23 protein-coding genes are annotated in these 24,451 nt (G+C 66.1%); 11 read left to right on the top strand and 12 right to left on the bottom strand.

The window, feature by feature from the left end:
• Positions 1-10: 10 nt before the first annotated feature.
• Both aspS and hisS read right to left on the bottom strand, forming a co-directional pair.
• Complete coding sequence (aspS, locus tag BCUN_RS05780) at positions 11-1,810, bottom strand: aspartate--tRNA ligase (RefSeq protein WP_033517465.1); 1,800 nt, start codon at positions 1,808-1,810, stop codon at positions 11-13.
• Positions 1,811-1,882: 72 nt separating this feature from the next.
• The gene (gene hisS, locus BCUN_RS05775; RefSeq protein ID WP_033517463.1) at positions 1,883-3,283 is read right to left on the bottom strand and encodes a histidine--tRNA ligase; all 1,401 of its coding nucleotides are present in this window, start codon (positions 3,281-3,283) and stop codon (positions 1,883-1,885) included.
• 126 nt (positions 3,284-3,409) lie between these two features.
• Between hisS and BCUN_RS05770 the strand changes: the two genes are divergently transcribed.
• Positions 3,410-4,804 carry a DUF349 domain-containing protein gene (locus tag BCUN_RS05770; RefSeq protein ID WP_033517462.1) on the top strand — a complete coding sequence of 465 codons (1,395 nt, stop codon included), beginning with the start codon at positions 3,410-3,412 and terminating at the stop codon, positions 4,802-4,804.
• Positions 4,805-4,874: 70 nt separating this feature from the next.
• Here BCUN_RS05770 and BCUN_RS05765 read toward each other — a convergent pair whose 3' ends face one another.
• Positions 4,875-5,192 carry a hypothetical protein gene (locus tag BCUN_RS05765; protein WP_034258462.1) on the bottom strand — a complete coding sequence of 106 codons (318 nt, stop codon included), beginning with the start codon at positions 5,190-5,192 and terminating at the stop codon, positions 4,875-4,877.
• 273 nt (positions 5,193-5,465) lie between these two features.
• Positions 5,466-7,994 carry an ATP-dependent Clp protease ATP-binding subunit gene (locus BCUN_RS05760; protein ID WP_051920851.1) on the bottom strand — a complete coding sequence of 843 codons (2,529 nt, stop codon included), beginning with the start codon at positions 7,992-7,994 and terminating at the stop codon, positions 5,466-5,468.
• Between the two features lie 159 nt (positions 7,995-8,153).
• Between BCUN_RS05760 and BCUN_RS05755 the strand changes: the two genes are divergently transcribed.
• Complete coding sequence (locus BCUN_RS05755; RefSeq protein WP_193345979.1) at positions 8,154-9,119, top strand: universal stress protein; 966 nt, start codon at positions 8,154-8,156, stop codon at positions 9,117-9,119.
• A gap of 99 nt (positions 9,120-9,218) precedes the next feature.
• Positions 9,219-10,109: a hypothetical protein gene (locus tag BCUN_RS05750; protein ID WP_033517603.1), complete on the top strand. Its 891-nt coding sequence runs from the start codon at positions 9,219-9,221 to the stop codon at positions 10,107-10,109.
• Positions 10,110-10,180: 71 nt separating this feature from the next.
• Here the strand turns inward: BCUN_RS05750 and BCUN_RS05745 are convergent, their stop codons facing one another.
• The 5 genes from BCUN_RS05745 to BCUN_RS05725 all read right to left on the bottom strand — a co-directional run bounded on the left by BCUN_RS05745 (position 10,181) and on the right by BCUN_RS05725 (position 15,041).
• Entirely contained in the window at positions 10,181-11,260 is a 1,080-nt protein-coding gene (locus BCUN_RS05745) for a DUF3027 domain-containing protein (RefSeq protein WP_051920850.1), read from the bottom strand.
• A gap of 3 nt (positions 11,261-11,263) precedes the next feature.
• A complete protein-coding gene (locus tag BCUN_RS05740; RefSeq protein WP_033517608.1) occupies positions 11,264-11,653 on the bottom strand; it encodes a cold-shock protein in 390 nt (129 codons plus the stop codon).
• 103 nt (positions 11,654-11,756) lie between these two features.
• Positions 11,757-13,490, bottom strand: coding sequence for a sensor histidine kinase (locus BCUN_RS05735; RefSeq protein WP_051920849.1), 1,734 nt, complete (start codon positions 13,488-13,490; stop codon positions 11,757-11,759).
• Positions 13,491-13,498: 8 nt separating this feature from the next.
• Positions 13,499-14,233, bottom strand: coding sequence for a response regulator transcription factor (locus BCUN_RS05730; RefSeq protein ID WP_033517620.1), 735 nt, complete (start codon positions 14,231-14,233; stop codon positions 13,499-13,501).
• Positions 14,234-14,297: 64 nt separating this feature from the next.
• Complete coding sequence (locus BCUN_RS05725) at positions 14,298-15,041, bottom strand: TPM domain-containing protein (protein WP_152598184.1); 744 nt, start codon at positions 15,039-15,041, stop codon at positions 14,298-14,300.
• Positions 15,042-15,114: 73 nt separating this feature from the next.
• Here BCUN_RS05725 and BCUN_RS05720 point away from each other — a divergent pair, with 73 nt between their 5' ends.
• A complete protein-coding gene (locus BCUN_RS05720) occupies positions 15,115-15,408 on the top strand; it encodes a WXG100 family type VII secretion target (RefSeq protein ID WP_033517610.1) in 294 nt (97 codons plus the stop codon).
• Between the two features lie 88 nt (positions 15,409-15,496).
• On the opposite strand, the gene groL is transcribed toward BCUN_RS05720, so the two are convergent.
• The 3 genes from groL to BCUN_RS05705 all read right to left on the bottom strand — a co-directional run bounded on the left by groL (position 15,497) and on the right by BCUN_RS05705 (position 18,424).
• Positions 15,497-17,110 carry a chaperonin GroEL gene (gene groL / locus BCUN_RS05715; RefSeq protein WP_033517612.1) on the bottom strand — a complete coding sequence of 538 codons (1,614 nt, stop codon included), beginning with the start codon at positions 17,108-17,110 and terminating at the stop codon, positions 15,497-15,499.
• 228 nt (positions 17,111-17,338) lie between these two features.
• Positions 17,339-17,530, bottom strand: a complete 192-nt coding sequence (locus BCUN_RS05710; protein WP_420796467.1) for a cold-shock protein — start codon at positions 17,528-17,530, stop codon at positions 17,339-17,341.
• 234 nt (positions 17,531-17,764) lie between these two features.
• A complete protein-coding gene (locus tag BCUN_RS05705; RefSeq protein ID WP_033518094.1) occupies positions 17,765-18,424 on the bottom strand; it encodes a LytR C-terminal domain-containing protein in 660 nt (219 codons plus the stop codon).
• Between the two features lie 99 nt (positions 18,425-18,523).
• Here BCUN_RS05705 and BCUN_RS05700 point away from each other — a divergent pair, with 99 nt between their 5' ends.
• From BCUN_RS05700 to BCUN_RS05670, 7 genes are all read left to right on the top strand, one after another.
• On the top strand, positions 18,524-19,228 hold the full coding sequence (locus BCUN_RS05700; protein WP_033518096.1) for a uracil-DNA glycosylase: 705 nt from the start codon (positions 18,524-18,526) through the stop codon (positions 19,226-19,228).
• Positions 19,229-19,303: 75 nt separating this feature from the next.
• A complete protein-coding gene (locus tag BCUN_RS05695; protein ID WP_033518107.1) occupies positions 19,304-20,380 on the top strand; it encodes an AAA family ATPase in 1,077 nt (358 codons plus the stop codon).
• Positions 20,377-21,339, top strand: coding sequence for a DUF58 domain-containing protein (locus BCUN_RS05690; protein WP_033518098.1), 963 nt, complete (start codon positions 20,377-20,379; stop codon positions 21,337-21,339). Before BCUN_RS05695 ends, BCUN_RS05690 begins: the two co-directional genes overlap by 4 nt.
• The gene (locus tag BCUN_RS05685) at positions 21,336-21,839 is read left to right on the top strand and encodes a hypothetical protein (protein WP_033518099.1); all 504 of its coding nucleotides are present in this window, start codon (positions 21,336-21,338) and stop codon (positions 21,837-21,839) included. Before BCUN_RS05690 ends, BCUN_RS05685 begins: the two co-directional genes overlap by 4 nt.
• Positions 21,839-22,888, top strand: a complete 1,050-nt coding sequence (locus tag BCUN_RS05680; protein ID WP_152598209.1) for a vWA domain-containing protein — start codon at positions 21,839-21,841, stop codon at positions 22,886-22,888. The genes BCUN_RS05685 and BCUN_RS05680 overlap by 1 nt, the downstream gene beginning before the upstream one ends.
• Positions 22,885-23,892: a vWA domain-containing protein gene (locus BCUN_RS05675; RefSeq protein ID WP_033518103.1), complete on the top strand. Its 1,008-nt coding sequence runs from the start codon at positions 22,885-22,887 to the stop codon at positions 23,890-23,892. Before BCUN_RS05680 ends, BCUN_RS05675 begins: the two co-directional genes overlap by 4 nt.
• Positions 23,889-24,431 carry a DUF6466 family protein gene (locus BCUN_RS05670; RefSeq protein ID WP_033518105.1) on the top strand — a complete coding sequence of 181 codons (543 nt, stop codon included), beginning with the start codon at positions 23,889-23,891 and terminating at the stop codon, positions 24,429-24,431. Before BCUN_RS05675 ends, BCUN_RS05670 begins: the two co-directional genes overlap by 4 nt.
• Positions 24,432-24,451 lie beyond the last annotated feature (20 nt).

The following is a 24,451-nucleotide window of genomic DNA, read 5'->3' as shown; positions in this document are numbered from 1 at the left end:
ACGGGGAATGTCAGTCCTCGTCCTCGTCCGGGTCGTAATCGACGCCGGTCTCGGCGCGCTGTTCGGCGCTGATCGGGGCCGGGGCGCCTGTCAGCGGGTCGCGGCCGCCGCCGGCCTTCGGGAAGGCGATGACGTCGCGGATCGAGTCGGCGCCGGCGAGCAGGGCCACGGTGCGATCCCAGCCCAGGGCGATGCCCGCGTGCGGCGGGGCGCCGTACTTGAAGGCCTCGAGCAGGAAGCCGAACTTGTCCTCGGCTTCCTCGGGGGTGATGCCCAGCACCTTGAGCACACGGTCCTGGATGTCGTCGCGGTGGATACGCACCGAGCCGCCGCCCATCTCGTTGCCGTTGCACACGATGTCGTAGGAGTCCGACATGGCATGTTCCGGATCGGTGTCGAAGGTGTCGATCCAGTCCTTGGACGGCATCGTGAAGGGGTGGTGCATGGAGGTCCACTTGGAGTGACCGACCGCCACGTCGTCGTCATCCGGGTCGTCGGTGCACTTGAACAGCGGGAAGTCCACCACCCAGGTGAAAGCGAAGTCGTCGGGCTTGAGCAGGCCTGCACGGTCGGCGAGCTCGACGCGCACCGCACCCAGCAGCAGCTGGGAGGATTCACGGGCACCGGCCGCGAAGAACACGGCGTCGCCATCCTCGGCGCCGACGGCCTCCTTGAGGCCCGCACGCTCGGCTTCGGAGAGGTTCTTGGCCACGGGGCCCTTGAGCTCGCCGTCCTCGGCGAAGACCACGTAGGCCAAGCCCTTGGCACCGCGCTGCTTGGCCCAGTCCTGCCAGGCGTCGAACTGGCGACGCGGCGTGGCGGCGCCGCCCTTGAAGAGCACCGCACCCACGTAGGGAGCCTGGAACACGCGGAACGGCGTGTCCTTGAAGTAGTCGGTGAGCTCGACGATCTCGTTACCGAAGCGCAGGTCCGGCTTGTCGGAGCCATACTTGTCCATGGCGTCCTGCCAGGTGATGCGCGGCAGCGGCAGCTGCACGTCGTAACCGTCGGCCTTCCAGATCGCGGCAATGACCTGCTCGGCCATGGCCATGACGTCCTCCTGGTCGACGAAGGCCATCTCCATGTCCAGCTGGGTGAACTCCGGCTGGCGGTCGGCGCGAAAGTCCTCGTCACGGTAGCAGCGGGCGAACTGGTAGTAGCGTTCGACGCCGGCCACCATGAGCAGCTGCTTCAGCAGCTGCGGCGACTGCGGCAGCGCATACCAGGAGCCGGGTACCAGGCGGGCCGGCACCACGAAGTCGCGGGCGCCTTCCGGCGTGGACTTGATCATGGTCGGCGTCTCCACCTCGGTGAAGCCGAGACGGTCGAGCACGGTGCGCGCAGCGCGCATCATGTCGGAACGCAGCTTGATGTTGCGCTGCATCTGCGGGCGGCGCAGGTCGAGGTAGCGGTACTTGAGGCGCACGTCCTCGCCGGGCAGCTTGTTCTCGGACTCGTTCTCCAGCGCGGTGGACACCTGGAAGGGCAGCGCGTCCGACTTGGCGAGGATGCCGATGCGGTCGGCCACGACCTCCACCTTGCCGGTGGCCAGGTGGTCGTTCTCGTTGCCTTCGGGGCGCAGGCGCACGTCGCCTTCGACCTCGATCACGTATTCGCTGCGCAGGGGGCGTGCCATCTCCTCGTCGTTGATGACGATCTGCACCAGGCCCGTGTTGTCGCGCAGGTCGATGAAGGCGACCCCGCCGTGGTCACGGCGACGGTCGACCCAACCGGCGAGCTTCACGTGCTTGCCGGCCATGTCCTCCGTCACGTCGGTGGCATGCTGCGTACGATAAGCCGTCTGGCTCATGCTTCCTCTATTCCTTGTATTCCTGTTCGTTGGCTGTTGGTTGACAGTATGGTTGGCATACCCGTCCGGACGTCACTCGCCGGCCGCGGGCAGCCGCACCGCCTGCGAAGCGTATTCATTATCGGGCGTCCAGGTGTCTGCGTCGGCGCGCTTCTGCTCTCCGGTGACGATGTTCTTCACTTCGTCGGCGCCGTCGTCGTCTGGGTCCTCGTTGGGGAACCACACGTACGGGATGCCGAGCTTGTCGGCGTACTTGATCTGCTTGCCGAGCTTCGCGGCGGTCGGCGCCACGTCCGCCGCGATGCCGCGGGCGCGCAGCCGGTAGGCGACCTCGTTGGAGTCGGCGCGGTTCTCCTCGTTCCACACGGCCACAAGCACGCAGGCCGGCGAGATGCGGCTCGCCTCGGCGCCGGCGGTGTGCAGCAGGTAGGACACGAGGCGCGACAGGCCGATGGACAGGCCCACGCCGGGGTAGGTGCGCTTGCCGGAGGACGCCAGGTTGTCGTAGCGGCCGCCCGAGCAGACCGAACCGAGCGAATCGGCGCCCTCGAGGAAGGTCTCGTAGACCGAACCGGTGTAGTAGTCGAGGCCGCGGGCGATCTTCAGGTCCGCGATCACGGCGCCGGGGCGCAGGTGATGGGCCTCGTCCACGATCATGGTGAGGGTGTCGAGGCCCTCCTTGAGCAGCGCGTATGCGTCCGCGTCGTCGTCCACGTGGTGGATCTCGCACAGTGCGTTGACCTGCTCGACCAGGGAGGCGCCGTTGTCGGCGGTGATGCGCGCCAGTTCCAGGCACGCGTTGGCCTGGTCGCGGCTGGCACCGCAGGTCTCCATGAGCAGGCGCATGACCTCGTCGGCGCCGATCTTGTCGAGCTTGTCGATCTCGCGCAGCACGCCTTCGATGTCCGTCAGGCCCAGTCCGCGGTAGAAGCCTTCGGACAGCTTGCGGTTGTTGGCATGGACAGTGGCCTTCGGCAGCCCGTACTCGCGCAGGCGCTCCAGGGCCTGCACCATGACGAGCGGCAGTTCCACCTCGTAGTGGTCAGGCAGGGTGCCTTCGCCGACCACGTCGATGTCGGCCTGCACGAACTCGCGGAACCGGCCCTCCTGGGGACGTTCGCCGCGCCACACCTTCTGGATCTGCCAGCGCTTGAAGGGGAAGGCCAGCTGACCCGAATGCTCCACGACGTAGCGGCTCAGCGGCACGGTGAGGTCGAAATGCAGGCCCAGCCGCTGTTCGACGGGCGTATCGGACTCGTGTCCCACTTCCTGCAGGCGGCTCAGCAGGTAGATCTCCTTGCTGGTCTCGCCTTTCTTGAGCAGGCTCGAACCGGGCTCCACCGCCCTGGTCTCGATGCCGATGAACCCGTTGAGTTCGAAGACGTCACGGAGCGTGTCCACGACACGCTGCTCCACTACGCGTTCAGAGGGGAGCCACTCTGGGAATCCTGAAATCGTTGCACCTTTTGCCACGATGTCCCATGATATGACAGGTCACGGAAAACGTATCGACGGGATTGCCTACACTAGGGAGCCAGGGATGCGCGCGCATGCGCACGCGTGGCCCGCCGTGTACCACCAAGCTTAAGGAGCTGACCCATGGCCGACAACACTGTCACCGAAGCACAGACCACCGATGCCGCGACCGCGCAGGAGGCACCGACCCCCGCCGCCGTCAAGGCACATGCTCCCTCCCCTGCCGCCCTGGCGAAGACCACCACGCACACCACGCCCGCACCGACCGGCTATACCGAATCCGAGGTGAAGGCCGCCGAGGCCTTCGGCCGCGTCGCCGAGGACGGCACCGTATTCGTCAAGGAAGGGGACGGCGAACGTGAGGTGGGTCAGTTCCCGAACGCCTCCAGCGAGGAGGCGCTTTCCCTCTACGCACGCCGCTATCTGGACCTCAAGGCCAAGCTCGACCTGTTCGCGCAGCGCCTCAAGTCCCGTTCCATCAAACCGCGCGAGATCGACGAGACCCTCAAGACGCTGTCCGAGGAGATCGCCAAGCCGGATGTCGTCGGCGACATCGCCGCACTTCAGTCCCGCTTCGAACAGGTCAAGACCGAGGCGGCCGCCAAGAAGGAACAGATCGCCAAGGCCCGCAAGGAAGCCATGGACAAGGCCGTGGCCGAGCGCACCGCGATCGTGGAGAAGGCGGAGGTCCTGGCCGCCAACCTGGGTGACGGCACCAACTGGCGTTCCACCGCGGACAAGTTCCGTTCCCTCTTCGAGCAGTGGCAGGAGCACCAGCGCACCACCATCCGCATCGACAAGGCGCAGGCCGACGCCCTGTGGAAGCGCTTCTCCGCCGCCCGCACCACCTTCAACCAGGCACGCCGCAAGTGGGCGCAGGCGCGCGACAACGAGCGCAACCAAGCCAAGAAGGCCAAGGAGCAGATCATCGCCGAGGCGAACGAGATCAAGAACTCCACCGCCTGGGGCGAGACCTCGCACAAGTTCAACGAGCTCATGGACCGCTGGAAGAAGGCGGGACGAGCCGGCCGCAACGACGACGACACCCTCTGGACGCAGTTCCGCGAGGCCGCCGACACCTTCTTCAATGCACGCCAGGCCGACCGTGACCAGACGAACAGCGCCGAGAAGGAGAACCTCGCCAAGAAGGAGGCGCTGCTGGCCCGCGCCGAGGCGCTCCTGCCGGTCAAGACCGAGACCGAGGCGAAGCAGGCGCGCCAGCAGCTCGCCGCAATCCAGGAGGAATGGGACCAGATCGGCTACGTGCCGCGCGACGACATGCGTCGTATCGAGAACCGTCTCGACAACGTGGACAGGCAGATCAAGGCCGTCGAGGACGCCGCTTGGAAGAAGAGCGATCCCGAGGCCGATGCCCGCAAGTCCAGCTTCGAGGTCCAGCTCAAGGCGCAGCTCGACGAACTCGACGAGCAGATCGCCAAGGAGTCCGACCCGAAGAAGAAAGCCAAGCTCGAGGCCGAGAAGGCCACCAAGGAGCAGTGGCTCAACGCCATCAAGTAGCCACTAGGACGTGAAAAGGGGCCCCGGCACATGTGCCGGGGCCCCTTTTCACGTCGTGACGACGTCCTCGTCACTCGAAGAGGGTCATGTTCGGGTCCTTGGTGGCCTTGTCGCCGTACTCCACCACCAGCCAGTCGTTGACCAGGTACTTGGCGATGGTCAGCAGCGGCGTGCGGTACGAATCCACCTTGAGGCCGGAGCGCAGGTCATCCACGCCCTGGGCGTCCGTGTCCTCGGGGACGAAGGAGGTGGGATCGCCATCCTCGAGGTGCCTGGCGATGGACGCGGCAGCCCCCTTCACGAAGTCCGCCGCCAGGTACGAAGTGCCGCGTGAATCCGGGAAGTACCCACCGTAGTTGGCATCCACACGGGCGTTGAAATCCTTCACCAGCGTATCCCGTCGATGGACGAGGCATCGATCCGGCCGATTCCCATGGCAGTCATGTTTGCGCCATCCTTTCGTTGTCAAGCCTTGCAAACAACCCCGACTCTAAGGCGATTCTCCGCCATGGGCGCCTATTCGCCCTGTGAGCAAATCCCGCTTTCCGGACATCGGTTCCGTGGCCTAGATGTGCCATGCAGGGATGCCGAGGGGCCGTCTGCGGAATGCATCAAATGCATTCCGCAGACGGCCCCTCGGCATCCACGGTGTCAGGGAGGCTTACTCGACGCCCACGGCGACCGGTTCCTCCCGCTTGGCGGACTCGTCCTGCGGTTCGTCGAAGGGCTCGCTGGCGAAGGTGAACTCGCCGAGGATGCCCTCGCCGTCCGCGTCCACGACCACGCGCTCGTTGTCGTGCAGCTCGCCCATGAGGATCTTCTCCGAGACGGCGTCCTCGATGTCGCGCTGAATCACGCGGCGCAGCGGACGAGCGCCGAGCAGCGGGTCGAAGCCCTTCTGCGCGAGCAGGTCCTTCGCCTTGTCGGTAAGCTCGAGCTCCATATGGCGGTCGAACAGGCGGTCGTTGAGCTGCTTGACGTCGAGGTCGACGATCTCGCGCACCTGCGGCTCGGTGAGCTGGCGGAACACGATGATGTCATCCAGTCGGTTGAGGAACTCGGGACGGAACTGCTGCTTGAGCTCGTTCGACACCTGGTCCTTCATGCGCTGGTAGCTCGTCTCCGTGTCGTTGCCCAGGTTGAAGCCGGTATTGGCGGCCTTGGCGATGTCATGGGTGCCGAGGTTCGTGGTCAGGATGATGATGGTGTTCTTGAAGTCCACCTTGCGTCCCTGGCCGTCGGTCAGGTGGCCGTCGTCCAGCACCTGCAGCAGCGTGTTGAAGATGTCCGGGTGGGCCTTCTCGATCTCATCGAAGAGCACCACGGAGAAGGGCTTGCGACGCACCTTCTCGGTGAGCTCGCCGCCCTCCTCGTATCCGACGTACCCCGGGGGCGCACCGAAGAGGCGCGACGCGGCGTACTTCTCGGAGAACTCGGACATGTCCACGCGGATGAGCGCGTCCTCGTCGTCGAACAGGAACTGGGCGAGCGTCTTGGCCAGCTCGGTCTTGCCCACGCCGGTGGGACCGGCGAAGATGAACGAGCCGGAGGGACGCTTCGGGTCCTTGAGGCCGACGCGGGTGCGGCGGATCGAGCGGGACAGGGCGGCGACCGCCTCGTCCTGGCCGATGATGCGCTTGTGCAGCTCCGACTCCATGGACAGCAGCTTCTTGGACTCGGCCTGGGTCAGCTTGAAGACCGGGATGCCGGTGCTCTGCGAGATGACCTGGGCGATGACGTCCTCATCCACCACCATGCGCACGTCGGACTCGCCCTCGCGCCAGGACTGCTCCTTCTCCTTGCGCTCAGCCTCGAGTTTCTCCTGCTTGTCTCGCAGTTCCGCAGCCTTCTCGAACTCCTGGTCCTTGATGGCCTGATCCTTCTCCTTGGCGATGCGCTCCACGCGGGCATCGAGCTCCTTGAGCTCGGGCGGGGCCGTCAGCCGCTTGATGCGCAGGCGGGCGCCTGCCTCGTCGATCAGGTCGATGGCCTTGTCCGGCAGGTTGCGGTCCTGGATGTAACGGGCGGACAGCTCGGCAGCGGACTGCAGCGCACCGTCGGTGATGGTCACGTGGTGATGGTTCTCATACCGTGCACGCAGGCCCTTGAGGATCTCGATCGTCTCGGCGATGGACGGCTCGTTGACCTGGATCGGCTGGAAACGGCGTTCCAAGGCGGCGTCCTTCTCGATGTACTTGCGGTACTCGTCGGTCGTGGTCGCGCCGATGGTCTGCAGCTCGCCACGTGCCAGCATGGGCTTGAGCATATCGGAGGCGCCCAGGGCACCGTCCGCGGAGCCCGCGCCCACGATGGTGTGGATCTCGTCGATGAACAGGACGATGTCACCGCGGGTCTTGATCTCCTTGAGCACCTTCTTGAGGCGTTCCTCGAAGTCGCCGCGGTAACGGGAGCCCGCCACCATGGAACCGAGGTCCAACGAGTACACCTGCTTGCCCTTGAGCGTCTCCGGCACGTCGCCGGCCACGATCTTCTGCGCCAGGCCCTCGACGACGGCGGTCTTGCCGACGCCGGGCTCGCCGATGAGGACCGGGTTGTTCTTGGTGCGCCTCGAGAGCACCACCATGACGCGCTCGATCTCGGCGGTGCGGCCGATGACCGGGTCCAGCTTGCCATCCGCGGCCTCCGCGGTCAGGTTGCGGCCGAACTGGTCCAGGATGGCGGAGCCCGACTGTCCGTGCTTGTCCTGCACACCGCCGGCGTTCGCCAGGTCGCCCTTGTCGTCGTCGCCACCGGCATTGCCACGGATCATGTCGATCGTGGTGGTGCGCAGCTCTCCGAGATCCACGTCCATCTTGATGAGCACCTGAGTGCCCACGCCCTCGCCCTCGCGGATGAGGCCCAGCAGGATGTGCTCCGTGCCGATGTAACTGTGTCCGAGCTGCAGCGCCTCGCGCAGGGACAGCTCAAGCACCTGCTTGGCGTGCGGCGTGAAGGGGATGTGGCCGTTGGGAGCGGCATTGCCCTTGCCGATCATTTCCTCGACCTGCTTGCGGGTGTCCTCCAGGGTCACGCCCTTGGCCTCCAGAGCCTTGGCGGCCACGCCCTCACCTTCACGGATGAGGCCCAGCAGGAGGTGCTCCGTACCGATGTAGTTGTGCTGGAGGGCACGAGCCTCTTCCTGCGCCAATACGATGACGCGCCGCGCACGGTCGGTGAACCGTTCGAACATGCTAGTCCTTCCATTACGTAGTAATTCCACCTCACTCTACAGATTTCAGGTGACGAACATTCCCGTTCCCCGAGATTTTCTCGAGCGACGGTACACGTTATGCTGGTCTGAGGAGCAATGGACAGCCAATCGCAAGGAGGCCATGAGATGAATGACGCCATGAGCACACTCAACCAGCAGGGGGATCTCGTCGTCGGCGTGGACGGTTCCGCGGAATCCTTCGGGGCATTGCGTTGGGCACTGGGCCAGGCGGCCCTGTCGGGACAGAGCGTGAACGCCGTGTACGGCTGGTCCTATTCTTGGGACATGGGGCCCGAGCCGCAGACCGACGAGGAGGTCGCCGAACTGCGTGTGACGATTGCCGACCGACTGCGCACCTGGGTGGATGACGCCACGAAGGACATCGACATCGATCGGGACAGCATCAAGCTCACGTCCTTCCGCGCCTCCGGGGCGGCCGCGTTGCTGGAGATCGGCGCCAACGCCCAGCAGATCGTCGTCGGCCGCCGTTCCATGAGCCGCGTGGCGCGCTGGCTTGTGGGCTCCCTGTCCTCCTCGGTCGCCGAGGATGCCACGGTGCCGGTCACGGTGATCCGCACGGCCGGCGACGAGGACCTGGACGTGCAGGACCAGATCGCCAATGCACTCACCCCGGAGGACACCGAAGTGCATTACGAACGTCCGGGCAGTCCGGTGCCCCGCGTCGGCAGGCCCGTCGTCGTGGGTGTGGACGGCTCCGCGCTCTCCCTGCGCGCATTGTCCTTCGCGGCACGGCTCGCCACGCTCAACCATGCACCGCTGCATGTGATGTTCTGCTGGACCCTGCGTGACCTGGGCACGATTCCGGGCTACGAGACCACCGTCGCGCCCATGGAGGTGGCACAGGAGCATGCCAAGGGCATCGTGGAGCGGCTCATCGACGAGACCGACCTGCCCCAGGGACTCACGGTCACGCCGGATGTCTTCCACATCAGCGCAGGCAAGGGCCTGGTGAGCGCATCCCGCTATGCACGCCACCTGGTGGTCGGTTCACGCGGCCTGAGCGGACTGGACGCCCATTTCCTCGGCTCGGTCTCCAAGCAGGTGCTCAACCTTGCCGAGTGCAACTTGACCATCGTGCACTGACCGTCGTCACCACCGCCTCCCGCACCCGTGTGCCGTTCGTTCACCGTCGGCACACGTCCGGCCGTTTTCCAAGGTCCCCTTGTTACGCTTACCGATGCTATGACACAGAATGAGCAGCACGGACAACAGGCATCCACGGACGAGGTGCCCGAGAACAAGACCGATGGACCCGACGAGACCGACGAGACCGACAAGACCGAGGGCGGCGACAGCCGCGGGGACACGCAGACCCTCCCTTCCTTCAAGCCGGCCAAGGCACGCGCACGCGGTACGGCCGGCACGCCGGGCAAGGGACGGCGACGCGGCCACCGCCATTGGAAAGGCATCGCCGTGACGGTCCTCGCCGTCTGCGCCATCGTGGCCGTGCTCTTCGCCAACGGCAATATCCCGCACACCTCACGAGCCAGCGTGATGAGCGCCTGCCGCTCTGCGGCCGCGGAAGCCACGACCGCGCGGGACATGGCACAGCTGGCATCCAAGGAAGCCAAGGCATACCGGGACGACGACACCCATGAGATGAGTGCCGAGGACCTCCAGACGATGGTGACCCTCCTGGATGACATGGACAAGGAGCCCGACATCCCCACCTGCTCGATCACCATGGTGGACGAGACCCTGTCCGCCAACGGCAGCGATTCAGGCAAGCTGCGCGATGCCTATGTTGAAATCAGCCGGCAGCTGCTCCTGTTGACTGCCACCGACACCGGCCAATCCGCCACATCGCAGGACCAGGAGTCAGGCAGTGGGTCCGGTACCGACGGCACGGAATCCACCCTGGTGCCGCAATGGTCGACACAACCGACCCCCACTCCCACCGCCAGCGCCTCCCCGAGTGCCAGCGCGTCGGCCACGCCGACCGCCAGTGCCTCCCCCAGCCCGTCGGCCTCCGCGTCCTCCGGACAGACGGCGTCGCCCAGCGCCACGGCCGAATCGACGCCGTCCCCCAGTGCCAGTGCGTCACAGTCCGGCAGGACCGGTACTGCGCAGTGACGGCAGGACTGAGGGCATCATCGTGAAGGGGCGGATGGCATGATGCCATCCGCCCCTTCACGATGATGCCCTCAGTCCTGCCGTGGGTCCCCCTCGGTCCCTTGGTCTTCCAACGTAACCGCTTCTTCCAGGACTTCGGTCGTTCCCACCGGCTCCTCCTCCGGTGCCTCACCGTCATCGTCGTGCTTCTCGGTTTCGGAGACTTCCAGGACCACGGCCTCGGCAGCCGCCACGTCGCCCATGTCAGGCTGTTCGTCTGCCTCCGCTTCGGCGGTCTGTTCCACCTGTTCCGCAGGCTCCGGGACAAGTGCCACCCTACCGTCGTCAAGCTGCTCGAGCAGTTCGACGACGGCGTTCTCCTCACGCTCCCCCTGCTCCACGATGTCCACGTGCAGGTTGTCGAAGGCCGGCTTGGTCTGGACCCACAGACGGCTTGGCTCAGGCGGCTCGATCTCGGAATGCTCGCCGCAGCCATGGTCGACGGAGACCACGCGACCGTCATCCGGACTCCACCGGTTCGCGCACACGCCGAACACCGTGCTCAGTTCGCCGCGCAACGGAACGAAGAAGCCACAGGTCGAGCACACGTGCCCGTCGGCTGTCTTCGTGGACAACGACTTGGGGCCGTGGGGCCCCTCATACCAACGGCGTGCGGCCTGCTCCCGCCCCAAGGGCGACATCACGTGGCGTCTCGACAGATCGAAGTCGTCAATGGCATCCTGGAGGTCCTGCGGATCGGTGACCGAGCCGTCCTCGGCCACGGTGCGCTCGACCTGTGTCACCACCTGCTCGGTGGCACCATCCTCGAGACGTACGTCGTCGCTGGCAGTGCCGATGGAATCCGTCACGCTCAGGTCGGTCGGCTCCAGCCGGTCCTTCCAGGGAACCCAAGGCGGGGGCAGCAGCGAATCGTCGGTAGGCGCCAAGGTCGACTCGTCCACGGTCCACTGGTCGAGCTCGGTGTCATGGAACAGGGTCACCGACCACTGCCATCCCTCGTAGCCGACCATGTCGGCCACGAACCGAAAATCCGTGACGCCGTCGTCGTGTTCCAGGGCGGCGACGAAGTCACCGACCTTTGCGGGATCGCCGGCCGTGTCGATGGCCACGGCACGTGCCAACGAGACGGGGTCTACATCATTGAACGCCATCAATCAGTCCTGTACGTCGAAGTTGTCCGCGACCGCGCGCAACAGCACGGCCAGCTTGTGGCTCTCCGCCTGGGAGGGGTAACGGTGGCGGCGCAGCTGGTTGCCGGCCGAGTCGAGCAGCTTGATCAGGTCCTCGACGATGGCCGCCATGTCATCCGGCTTCGGCCTGGTCGCCTTGACCAGGGACGGCGCGGATTGCACGACGGTCACGTCCATGGCCATGGGGCCCTTGCTTCCGTCCACCACGGAGAACTCGACCTTCGTCCCCTTGCGCAGGTCCTTCGTTCCCTCCGGCAGCGCATTCTGGGGCAGGAACACGTCGCTCCCCGCATCGCTGAGAATAAAGCCAAATCCTTTCTTCGGATCATACCAACGCACACGTCCGCTGGGCATTGTCACCTCACACAAGCATCGTTCCGCGCATCCGGCTTCCTGCCGGGCACGCCCATTACGAACGGCCATTGTACCGCAACCGTCTGCCATGGCCAAACCGCCATTACGCTGATTGCAAGGCATCCTTCCCGGTCGGGGGCTGCTCAAGAGGCATGACGATGGTGAAGGTCAGGCCGCCCCCATCGCTTTGGGTGGCGCAGATGAAGCCATGGTGCGCCCTGACCACCGAGAGCGCGATGGCCATGCCCAGCCCGGTGCCGCCTTTCTGGCGCGCACGGGACGGGTCGGACGTGTAGAAACGTTCGAAGATGCGCGACAGCGACTCCTCGGGGACGCCCGGTCCATGGTCCGTGAAACGTGCCACTGCCACCATGGTGCCTTGGCGCGTGGTCCGGAAGCGGGCGGCCGCCTCCAGAATGAGCTGCAGGGAGTTGCCGTCCGGTGCCATCTCGTCCAGTTCGCCGGCATCCAGGTCCAGGCCGATGACGCCCAGGGAGAGTTCCACGGGCGAATCCGCCGGCGTGTAGCGGTGGATGTTGCCCACGATGTTGGTCACGATCTGGTGCAGCCTGGTGCCGTCGGCCACCAAGGCGACGTCGGGCAGCGCCCCTGTGACCATCTCCAGCCGCGGCGGTGCCGGAGCGGCCGCGTTCAGGCCCACGATGCCGGTCCTGATGACGCGTTCCGGGTCGAGCGCGTGCAGGTCGTCGGCGCAATCGCGCATCACCGCGCCGAGGTTGATGTGCTGCGTCATGTCGATGCCGTGCCCCTCGTCCAGTCGTGCCAAGGACAGCAGGTCCTCCACCAGCAGGGTCATGCGCGCGCTCGATGCCTCGATGTGCGCGATGGAGTCGTCGGCCCGCTCCAGCGCATCCGGCGCTTGCCGCTGCATGCGGTAGAGCTCCGCATAGCCGTGGATCGCCGCCAGCGGCGTGCGCAGCTCGTGGCTGGCGTCGGACACGAAACGCTTCATCTTCTCGGTGGTGCGTTGCTGCTGGCGGAAACTGCGTTCGATGCGCGCCAGCATCGAGTTGAGCGAGCGCGCCAGGGAACCCATTTCCGTGTTGTACTGCGCATAGGGCACGCGCTGCGACAGGTCGCCGTCGGCGATCTTCGCCGCGGTCTTCTCGATGCGCTTGAGCGGGCTGAGCGCGTGTTGCACCGCGAGTGCGGACAGTACGCCGCCGAGCAGCACCACGGAGATGCCGACCATGGCGCAGAAATGGGTGAGCTTGTTGACCAATTCGATCTGGTTGCCCATGGACAGGCCGATGTAGATGATGCCGCAATGCTGCATAGGACCGTCCGCGCTCTTGCGGCAGTCCAGCTGCAGAGCCACGACGCGCCATGGGTAGTGCGCCATCTCCAGGGTGGAATGGTCGGGCTGCCGTGTGGCCTTCGCAGTGTCGACGATGGCGGGCGTGGTGAAGGGAACGCCCAGCTGGTACTGCCCCAGGTCGCCGTCCTCGGGCAGCTGCGGCCTGGAGATGATGTCGTTCTTGTAGACCGGCTGCAGCATGATGGTCGTCTGCCCGTTCAGTTCGTCATACAGCTCCACGTAGTAAGTGATGAGGGAATTGCTGACGTTCGCCTTCTCGTTGAGCTCGTGCACGTTGTTGACCACGAGGCTCGCCTGCTGCAGCAGCTGGTCGTCCGTGCGCTTGGTCATGTAGTTGTTCACGAGCGTGCAGATGGCCCAGGAGATGCTGGCGGCACCCACGCTGAGCAGGACGATGATCATGGACACGAGCTTGACGCTCAACGGCACGTCGGAGCGCCGCGGCGCCTTCCGGCCCGCAGCGTCCTGTGATGCCTGGCCTGTCGCGGGCTGGTTCATCCGTACACCTACTGCTTCTTGGGCACCCTGATCATGTAGCCGATACCGCGTTTGGTCTCGATGAGCGGCTGCACCTTGTGCGTGGTGCCGTCCTCGTCGGTGACGGTCAGGTCGTCCACCTTCTTGCGCAGGTAGGAGATGTAGGACTCGACGATGGCCGCGTCGCCGCCCCAGTCGTACTGCCAGACGTGGTCGAGGATCTGCGCCTTGGAGAGCACGCGGCCCTCGTTGTCCATGAGGTAGCGCAGGAGCTTGTATTCGGTGGGGCTCAGTTCGATGGGCTGGCCGGCGCGGGTCACGTCGTGGGAGTCCTCGTTGATCTCGAGGTCGCCGACCCGGATGATCGGGTCGTCCTCCTCCTGTTCGCGGGTACGGCGCAGGATGGCGCGGATGCGTGCCACGACCTCTTCCAGGGAGAACGGCTTGGTGACATAGTCGTCGCCGCCTACGGTCAGGCCCATGACCTTGTCCTGAGTGTCGTCGCGCGCAGTGAGGAACAGCACCGGCGCGTTGATGCCCTCCTGGCGGATGCGGCGCGTGACGGTGAAGCCGTCGATGTCCGGCAGCATCACGTCGAGGATGATGAGGTCCGGATGGCTTTTCTCGATGACCTCGATCGCTTCGGCGCCAGAGGAGGCGGTCTCCACCTCGTATCCCGCGAAATGGAGGGAGGCGACGAGCAGTTCGCGGATGGACGGTTCGTCGTCTACGACGACGATCTTGCTTTCGCTGGCTTTGTTCATGGCACCCATCTTCGTCACTTTCGCTGAATGTTTCCTGAGAGTCTTCTTAAAGGGAGGGGTCGGTTCAGGAGGACCGGCCCTGATGCGCATGGCGGCCGCGATGCTTGCGATGCACGAAGAACCCGATGGCGACCGCGATGAGCAGGACCGCCACGGCGGCCAGGATGATGATGCCCACGGAGGAGGCGGTACTGGACGTGGACGTGGCCTTGGCGTTGCGGATGGCGGCCATCATGTCGAGCGCCGAGGCCGCCCAGTCCGGCGTCTCGTTGCCGCTGACGGCCAACGGGGCGTACGCGGCCTCGGACAGGGCATCCACGGTGGACTGCTTGTGCAGCCATTCGTCGGAATCCGGCGAGACGACGACGGCCAGGTTGGCGTCATCGGTGGCGACGACCAGCATCACCGTGTTGGGCGCCGGGTCGAGCGACTTCATGGTCGACTGCGCCCACTGCGCCGGCGTCTCGGTGGTGTTCAGCGAGGAGAGGTAGGTCAGTCGCACCAGGACGCCCGTCTCCTCCTTCGTCTGCGCGATGGTGTCCGAGACCTTGGTGAAGTCGTCGCCCAACAGGTTCTGGGTGTCCACGATGTATGTCCCCGACGAGGACTGCGCATCGTCGGACGCCTGGCCGTCGCCCTCGGCCCATGCCGTCGCCGGCATGCAGCCTGCGACGGCCATGCCGAGCGCCAGAAGGACGGCGAGGATGCAATGCCATGCCATTGCGCCGACGGCAAAGCGGCGATGTGGATAGGGGGACCGTCCGACCACATCGGCCCCGCTGACTTCCATGCCCATTCGTGATGTCATATCCTCCACCTTACCGGGCGCCCCAGCCGTGGCGCACGGCATTCAGCATACGACACAACCGAAAGGACAACCCATGCCGCAGTACCAAGTCGATTCGGAACGCATCCAGGCGTCCGGCGCCGCCGTGTGTTCCTCCATCAACGCCATCCGCCAGGCGGTGGATGGCATGTACGCCAACCTCAACGCCCTCCAGGATGCCTGGCACGGCAGCGCAGCCACGCAATTTGCGTCCCTGGCCTCGCAATGGCGGGCGTCGCAACTACAGATGGAGCAGTCCCTGCAGTCCATCCAGCAGGCCCTCACCCAGGCCTCCTCGGTGTACGCCGACGCAGAGACCATGGCCACCAGGCTGTTCAGCGCAGGATGACGTGCCTGAAAGCAGGACTGCCGTCCGCTCGGCGAGCGGACGGCAGTCCTGCAAGGCAATCGGCCGGCCCCAAGAGGGCCCGGGTCGATCAGTAGCCCATATCCGGGGAAGCGGCAGCGGCCGGGGCCGGTTCGGGCTTGTTGGCCACCACGGCCTCGGTGGTCAGGAACAGGCCGGCGATGGAGGCGGCGTTCTGCAGCGCGGAACGGGTGACCTTCACCGGGTCGGTGACGCCTGCGGCCATGAGATCCTCGTAGGTGTCGGTGGCGGCGTTGAAGCCTTCGCCCTCCGGCAGGGACAGGACCTTGTCGAGCACAACGTCACCGGACAGGCCGGCATTGTTCGCAATCTGCTTGAGCGGGGCCTCGACGCCATCGAACACGATGGCGGCACCGGTGGCCTCGTCGCCCTCGAGTTCGACGTCCTTCTCGGCCTTCGCGGCAGCCTGCACCAGGGCGACGCCACCGCCGGGCACCAGGCCCTCCTCGATGGCGGCCTTGGCGTTGCGCACGGCGTCCTCGATGCGGTGCTTGCGCTCCTTGGCCTCGACCTCGGTCGCGGCACCCACCTTGATGACGGCCACGCCGCCGGCGAGCTTGGCGAGACGCTCCTGCAGCTTCTCGCGGTCGTAGTCGGAGTCGGTCTTCTCGATCTCGGCGCGAATCTGCGCCACACGGGCCTCCACGTCCTCCTTGGAGCCGCCACCGGAGACGATGGTGGTCTCGTCCTTGGAGACGATGACCTTCTTGGCGGTGCCGAACACGGACAGGTCGATGGAGTCGAGCTTGAGGCCCAGCTCCTCGGACACGACCTGGCCACCGGTGAGGATGGCCATGTCCTGCAGCATCGCCTTGCGGCGGTCGCCGAAGCCCGGGGCCTTGACGGCGCAGGACTTGAAGGTACCACGGATGTTGTTGAGGATGAGGGTCGGCAGCGCCTCGCCGTCGACGTCTTCGGCGATGATCAGCAGCGGCTTGCCCGTCTTCATGACGAGCTCGGCGATGTGGACGACGTCCTGCTGCGAGGAGACCTTGTTGCTGGTGAGCAGGATGTAGGGGTCATCGAGCACTGCGGTCTGGTCCTCGGCGTTGGTCACGAAGTACGGGGAGATGTAGCCCTTGTCGAAGCGCATGCCCTCGGTGAACTCGAGGTCCAGGCCGAAGCGGTTGTTGTCCTCGACGGTCACGACGCCGTCCTGGCCGACCTTGTCGAGCGCCTCGGCGATCTTCTCGCCGACTTCCGGGTCGGCGGCGGAGATGGTCGCGGTGGCCGCGATCTGCTCCTTGGTCTCGACCGGCTTGGCGGAGGCGACCAGTTCCTTGACGATGGCGGCGGACGCCTTCTCGATGCCGCGGCGCAGCGCGATCGGGTTGGATCCGGCGACCACGTTCTTCAGGCCCTCGTGCACCAGCGACTGGGCGAGGACGGTGGCCGTGGTGGTGCCGTCACCGGCGACGTCGTCGGTCTTCTTGGCGACTTCCTTGACGAGCTCGGCGCCGATGCGCTCGAACGGATCCTCGAGGTCGATCTCCTTGGCGATGGAGACGCCGTCGTTGGTGATGGTCGGGGCGCCGTAGGTCTTGTCGAGCACCACGTTGCGGCCCTTGGGGCCGAGCGTCACCTTGACGGTGTCCGCCAGCTTGTCCAGGCCGGCCAGCATTCCCTGGCGTGCTTCCTCATCGTATTCAATGATCTTTGCCATGCAAATTCCTCCACTGATATGGGAAACCATAATGTTCAGCACCACCCGCCCCACGGGAAGGCCCGCTCCGGCCGTCAGCTTCCGGACGTCCCCGCCATGTGTCGGGTGCTATCAGGGAGATTAGCACTCTCGGTGGTCGAGTGCCAACATCCCCATGTCGGGGATGTCGCACCGGCATCCCCGTGCATCGGGGAGACCGGCGGGACCCACTGGCATGGGCCGCACACGTCAGCCCAGCGCGACCACCTCCGTCGCCTGGAGGCCCTTGGGGGTTTGCTCAACGCTGAATTCCACCGGTTCCCCCTTGCTGAGACTGCGGAAGCCGTCGCCCCGGATCACCGAATAGTGGACGAACACGTCCTCCCCTCCCCCTTCGGGGACAATGAACCCGTATCCACGGGCATCGCTGAAGAATTTCACGGTTCCTTGTGCCATAGACCTGCATCTCTCCGCTCGACCGATTCCAGGCAGCATGCGCACGCTCCCGGTCCTCCCTCTCCACGACCTCGGATGCTGGCCTGCAAGCCTCGAAGGGCAGTCGAGCCTCCCGCGCAACCACGGCACGGGCGGACTCCAACCTGTGAGACGGGCATGAAGCGGGGGCCGGCCATCGGATGTCCGATGGCCGGCCCCCGCAGGTCGGCGCATAGCCGTTCAGCCCATGAGCACCGCGACGACAGGTGCGCCAATGGCGGGATTGAGCTCCACCGCCACGCCATCCAGCCCGAGCGAATTGGCGACTTCCTGTGCGGTGGCCAGCTGGTCCTCGGATTGGTACCACACCACGGTCTGGCCCGGAGCGGCCAGACCCAGGTCCGCGAGGTTCGTGGCGGTGACGTCGGTGAAACCGGCATTGCGCAGCTCGTCCGCCTTCGCACCTGCATAGTTGGCCACGCCCGTGCCGTTGGCCACGACGACCTGGTCGGCCAGGTCCGCCGTAGGCGATTCCTCGGGCTCCTGTGACGGGGATGCCGTCTCGCTCGGCGATTCGCTGGCGCTGGCGGACGCGGATTCGGTGGTGCTTTCGCTGGGGGATTCGGTCTGTACGGACGAGGAGGCCGAGGTGGTGGATGCCTGGGTCGTCGTCTGCTGCTCGGCCTGGCGGGCCGAGCGGAAGATATTGGCAGCCTGTCCGGAGAAGATGCTCCAGAACAGGACGCCTGCCAACACGGCCAGGACCAGCACCACACCGAACGGCGCGATGCGCACCAGCGCGGAACGGCGTCCGCGGTGCACCCCGACAGGACCGTCCGGCGGATTGTCGAACGCGTCCTTCGGGTACGACTCATAGCCACGGCTGTCTTTCTGGGCCATTGCGCGTCCTTCCATCTCACTCGTTGTCCATGCATGCATACTGCTTCGTGAACACTATACCAAGCATATGCCAAGATGTGCGTGTTTATACTGTCTACCATGACACAACAGGAACCGACGGACGACGTCATGTCCCGCATCGACCCGGGCTGGGCCAAGGCCCTTGCCCCGGTAGCCGACCGCATCAACGAGCTGATGGCATGGGTCCGTGACCAACAGGCGCACGGCGTGACCGTGCTGCCCTCCTACGAGCGCATCCTGCGCGCCTTCAGCATCCCCTTCGAGAGCATCCACGTGCTGATCGTGGGCCAGGACCCCTACCCTACGCCCGGCCACCCCATCGGCCTGAGCTTCGCGGTCGCCCCCGGCGTCACGCCACTGCCCAAGAGCCTGGTCAACATCTACCGTGAGCTGCAGGACGACCTGCATGTCCCGCCGCCCCGCACCGGCGACCTCACCCCCTGGACGCATCAGGGGGTCATGCTGCTCAACCGGTGCCTGACCGTGGAGGCCGGCAAGCCCAACAGCCACGAAGGCAAGGGATGGGAGGCCATCACCGACCAGGCCATCCGCGCCCTGGATGCCCGCGTGGGCCAGGAAGGCAGGCCGGTGCCACTGGTCGCGATCCTCTGGGGACGCAAGGCACAGCAGCTCGCACCGCTCATGCCGCATGCAGCCATCATCGCCTCACCACATCCCAGCCCGCTGTCGGCTTCCCGGGGGTTCTTCGGCTCCAGGCCCTTCTCCCGTGCCAACGAAGACCTCGAACGCATGGGCGCCCGGCCCATCGACTGGAGTCTGTAACCGCGCCCAGCGAACATCCACGCACTGTCAGTACAATGTGCCTGTCACCATCCACCGAAGGGAAGAATGCACGTCATGTCCTTGTTCTCCAAGCAGCCTGTCCCGGCAACGCCGGTGCCGGCACCGGCGCCGGCCACGGTCACGACCCCACCGGCCGGTGCGCTCACCGCGCAGGATACCGAACTGGCACGCCAGCTCACCGGCCGAATCCGCACCCGTTTCGCCAAGGCAGTGGTCGGCCAGGACAACCTGCGCGAGTCCCTCATCGCCACCCTGCTCGCCGGCGGCCACATCCTCATCGAATCGGTGCCCGGCCTGGCGAAGACGACGGCGGCGCAGACCCTGGCGACCTCGGTCTCGGGAAGCTTCCGACGCGTGCAATGCACCCCCGACCTCATGCCCTCCGACCTGGTGGGCACACAGGTCTTCGACTTCTCCACCCAGCGGTTCACCACCCAGATCGGCCCCATCCACGCCAACTTCGTCCTGCTGGACGAGATCAACCGCTCCAACGCCAAGACCCAGTCGGCCATGCTCGAAGCCATGGCGGAGAACGCGACCACCATCGGCGGCCAGCGCATCGAACTGCCCAGGCCCTTCATGGTGATCGCCACCCAGAACCCCATCGAGGAGGAAGGCACCTTCAACCTCCCCGAGGCCCAGATGGACCGCTTCATGATGAAGGCGGTCATGACCTATCCCACCCCGGAGCAGGAACGGACCATGCTGGCCATGCTCACCACCCGCGGCTCCGACACGCTCAACCCCGCCAGCCTGGGCAACGACGTGCTCTCCCTGCAGGACGCCGACTTCCTGCGCAGTGCCACACGCCGCGTGCATGTCTCCGACGCCATCATGAAATACGCCGTCGAACTGTCCGACACCTCCCGCGGAGGCGGCCCCAAGCCCGTGCAGGGCCTGGCCCAGCTGGTGCGCCTGGGCGCCAGCCCCCGAGCCTCCATCGCACTGGTGCGCGTCGGGCAGGCCAATGCGCTGATGTCCGGCCGCGACTACGTGATACCCGAGGACATCAAGCGTTTCGTGCCCGAAGTGTTCCGCCACCGCATCCTGCTCACCTTCGAGGCACTCGCGGACGGCGTCACCACCGACCAGGTGGTGGATTCCATCGTCAAGGCGGTTCCCGTTCCATGATGCCTCCCCTGAGCGGATCCAATCCCGTCCGGCGCAGGATCGAGTCGCTCGGCACATCCCTGTCGCTGCCTGCGGTGCGCCGTGCCCTGGGCATCGTGGAGGGCGAGCACCGGTCCGCACGCCGCGGGGGCACCGACGACCTCATCGACATCCGCGCCTATGCCGCCAGTGACGAGGCACGCAGCATCGACTGGAAGATCAGTGCCCGCTCCGGACGCCCCATGGTGGTGCAGCGCGAACGGCGCTCGAACAGCACCGTCTACCTGCTGATGGACGGCGGCGAGCACATGCAGTCCACCTGTTCCTCGGGAGAACGGGCCCTGGACGTGGCCGCGAACGCCCTGTGCATGTTCGCCATGCTCGGCCTGCGCCACAGCGACGACGTGTCCCTGTCCGTGGGGGATGCCGACCGCATCACCCGAGTCCCCTTCCACGGCGGTTTCGCGGAGTTCGAGCGCACGCTCGACCGTTCACTGGAACGCCCTTGGGACCAGGGCGGCAACCTCGCCGCACTGCTCGACCATGCACTGCATCTGCGGGACCGGCATGCCCTAGTGGTGCTGGCCACCTGCGAGCAGACCCTGGACGAGGACCACGTGCCCACCATCCGACGCATCGCCAGGACACATCCATTCGTACTCATCGACGTACGGTCGGTCAATCCCTTCGCCGAGCGTCCCATCGAGGGCCATGGCCGCGTGCCGGTCATCGACGGCAGGAGCAGGAGGCAGCTGCCGGCCTTCCTCGTCAATGCAACGGCCGCCCACGAGCTGGCCACCCATCGCGCCTATGTCGCCTCGGCCCTGCGCCAGGACCTGGCCCGCTGTGGCGCATATTTCATCCATGCCGGTTCCAGCGAGGCGGCATTCCACGAATTCATGAAGCTCCTGTCGGCCCGTCGTGCCGGCATGGGCGCCATGATGCCCAGGGTCCCGGCCACTGTGGGAGGTGCACGGTGAACAAGGCGCTGGATCTCGACGTGCCGCACATGGCAGGCGATTTCACTGGCATGTCCATGCTGTGGACCGTAGTGGCGGTGGCCCTCCTCGCCGCAGCGGCCCTTGCGGCTGCCACCGTATGGCTGTCACGGCCGAAACGACGCCGCGCCAGGCCCCATGGAGCCCATGCCCCTGCGAGCAGCCAACAGGCATGGCTGCAACGCATCCAGGACGTGGTGTCGTCCTACGAGTCAGGTTCCATCGGCGAGGACGAGGCATACGCCCAGCTGGCAGCCATCGCCCGTCGGTTCGCCTCGGAGCGGTCCGGCCGGACCCTGACGACCCACACCCTGTCGGACCTGGAACGCGCACCCCGTGGGGATGGCGGCGGTAACTGGGATGCACTCCGCCTGACCATCAGCGCCTTGTACCCGCCCGAATTCGCGGACCCCGGCCAACGACAGGCGAACGTGCGCACGGCAGCCGGATGGGTGGCCGACCTCGTGGAAAGGTGGAGGTAATGCTGCACTGGCAATGGCCCTGGGCGGCCCCCGTCGCCTTGGTGGCAGTGGCTGCGGTGGCCGTATTCGCCTATTGGCTGGGCATGCGGACACACCGCGAGGAGGTCGCCGCCACCGTCTACGACCTCGGGGAGGATCTGCGCACCCCCGAGGCCGCCGCACTCCTGCGCCGATGGAAGACCGTCTCGCGGATCATGGCGGCGTGCCTGGCCGGCGCCTTGGCGACGGCCGTGGCGCTCATGGCGCGTCCCGCGCAGGTGGATGCCGCCAGCGAGCGCAGCTCCACCCGCGACATCATCCTGTGCCTCGACGTCTCCGGTTCGGCACTCCCCTACGATCGGCAGGTGATCGAGGCGTACCGCTCCCTGGTGAGCCATTTCCAGGGTGAGCGCATCGGCATGAGCATCTTCAACTCCACTTCGCGCACGGTCTTCCCGCTGACGGACGACTACGACCTGGTCGCCGAGCAGCTCAGGAAGGCGGACGAGATACTCGCGGGCGTGCAGAGCCAGGATGACATCGACCAGCTGACCGACCGGCAGTACCAGGACATCTCCGACTTCCTGGCGGGCACGCAGAACCGCAGGAACGAGACGAGCCTGATCGGCGATGGCCTGGTCAGCTGTGCGGCCATGCTGCCTGGCGTGACCTACGGCAAGGCCGCGACGGACAGCCATCGTGAAGCGTCGATCGTGCTGGCGACCGACAACGTGGTCTCGGGCAAGCCCACCTACTCCCTGCAGGAGGCCCTGGACCTGACCAGCCAGGCGGGCATCACCGTGGACGGCCTGTATTCCGGTCCGGTCCAGGGTGAATCGGATGAGGCCACCGTGCAGATGCGCACGTTGATCGAAGAGCATGGCGGCATCTTCCTCCTGCAGTCGGACGGTACGTCCGTGCAGGACCTGGTGCGCTCCATCGACGAACGCCAGACACGGATCCAGGACACGCAGCAGGCGGACTGGGTGGACGCACCGGGCTGGTGGACCCTGGCAGTGGCCGTGCTGCTGCTGGCGGCACTGGCATGCGGATGGAGGATACGCAGATGAGCTCGTTCACCTTCGCCCCCGCCTTGGGGTGGGTTGCCGGATCCGTCATCGCCGCGACCATGGCGGTTGCTGCCGTGGCCGTCATATGGCTGCACGCAGTACGCCGTGGTGCAAGCGACGAGACACCGGGCATGTGCATACGCCGATGCGCGGCATGCGTATTGGTGGCGCTCATGGCCCTGACTCCCTGCATCGCCACGACCACCACGACACGTGCGGTGAGCGCGACCGACGTCGTCATCGCCACGGATGTCACCAAGTCGATGGACGTGGCCGATGCGACCTACGGCGACCAGGAGGGGATCAGCCGACTGGAGGCGGCCCGTCTTGCCATCGACGACATCGTCAAGGCCTACCCGAACTCCAGCTATGCCGGCATCAGCTTCGGCGCGCAGGGCACGTTGGACGTCCCGTTGACGCCGGATGCGCAGGCCATTGACAACTGGGCCGACGCCCTGGAGACGGAGCCCGCCTCGGTGGTGTCGGGGTCGTTGATGGATTCCGCGCTCGACGCCTTGCAGCGCACCCTCGAGCACCTCCATGAATCACGGCCCGATGACACGGTGATCCTGTACGTCATCACGGACGGCGAGCAGACGGTGCCCCACCTGCGGCGCACCTTCTCCGCGCTGCGTCCCTTCGTCAAGGATTCCTGCGTCATCGGCGTGGGCAGCACCCAGGGCGGCAAGGTGCCCAAGTCGGCCGGTTCCGACCAGTGGGTGCTCGACCCGGACACGGGCCAGCCGGGCGTATCCGTCATGGATGCGGAGCAGGTCAAGGCCATCGCGGACGAACTGGGCGGCAGTTCCATCCTCACCGCCGATGGCATGACGGTCGCCGACCGCAGCATCGAAGGCGAAGCCAAGCGCTGGACCCAGACACAGTCCGTCAAGGAACGCACGCATCTGGCACCCGTGACCTGGCCGCTGACCATGCTTCTGCTGGCAGTGCTGGCCTGGGAGGCGGGCGCCTGGCTGGCGCAGTCAAGGAGGTTGGTCCGATGAGCGCACGTTCACCGCTTGCCGTACGCATCGTCCTGGGGGCGGTCGCAGCACTTGCCCTGCTTGGTGCGGCCTGGGGCGCCTGGAACCTGCGTGCCGCCGCCGCATACGACCAGGCGACCGCCGCGCTGCGCAACGTGGCCCAGGAAGCGGCCGCCCCCGACGCGGACGCCAGCCAGCTGGCCCAGCAGGCACGGCAGGCACAGGACCGACTCGCCGACGTCGACGGCGACGTCCTGCTGTTGCCTGGGCTGCGTGCCGACATCGGTACGAACCTCGCGGCGGCGCAGGACCTGGTGTGCCAGCTTGACGCGGCGAATGCCAGCCAGGACGGTGCCGACGCCTCCGGCGGTACGGGGACGAACGGCAACGGCACCGCCGCTGGGGTCAGCACCGAGCTGAGCGACGAGCAACGCCAGCGCATCGAGGACATGCTCAAGGCCAACCAGTCCGCATCTCCCAGCCCGGATGCCGGCAGCAATGCCGATGCCGGCCAGGAAGGCACCCCGGGCACGACCTCCGGCGAAGCAAAGCCCTGGTAGCGTCATCCACATTCCGCCGT

This window comes from Bifidobacterium cuniculi (genome assembly GCF_000741575.1).
Classification (GTDB): domain Bacteria; phylum Actinomycetota; class Actinomycetes; order Actinomycetales; family Bifidobacteriaceae; genus Bifidobacterium; species Bifidobacterium cuniculi.
The sequence above is the reverse complement of the archived record's forward strand: the minus strand, read 5'-3'. Positions and strand labels throughout refer to the sequence as shown.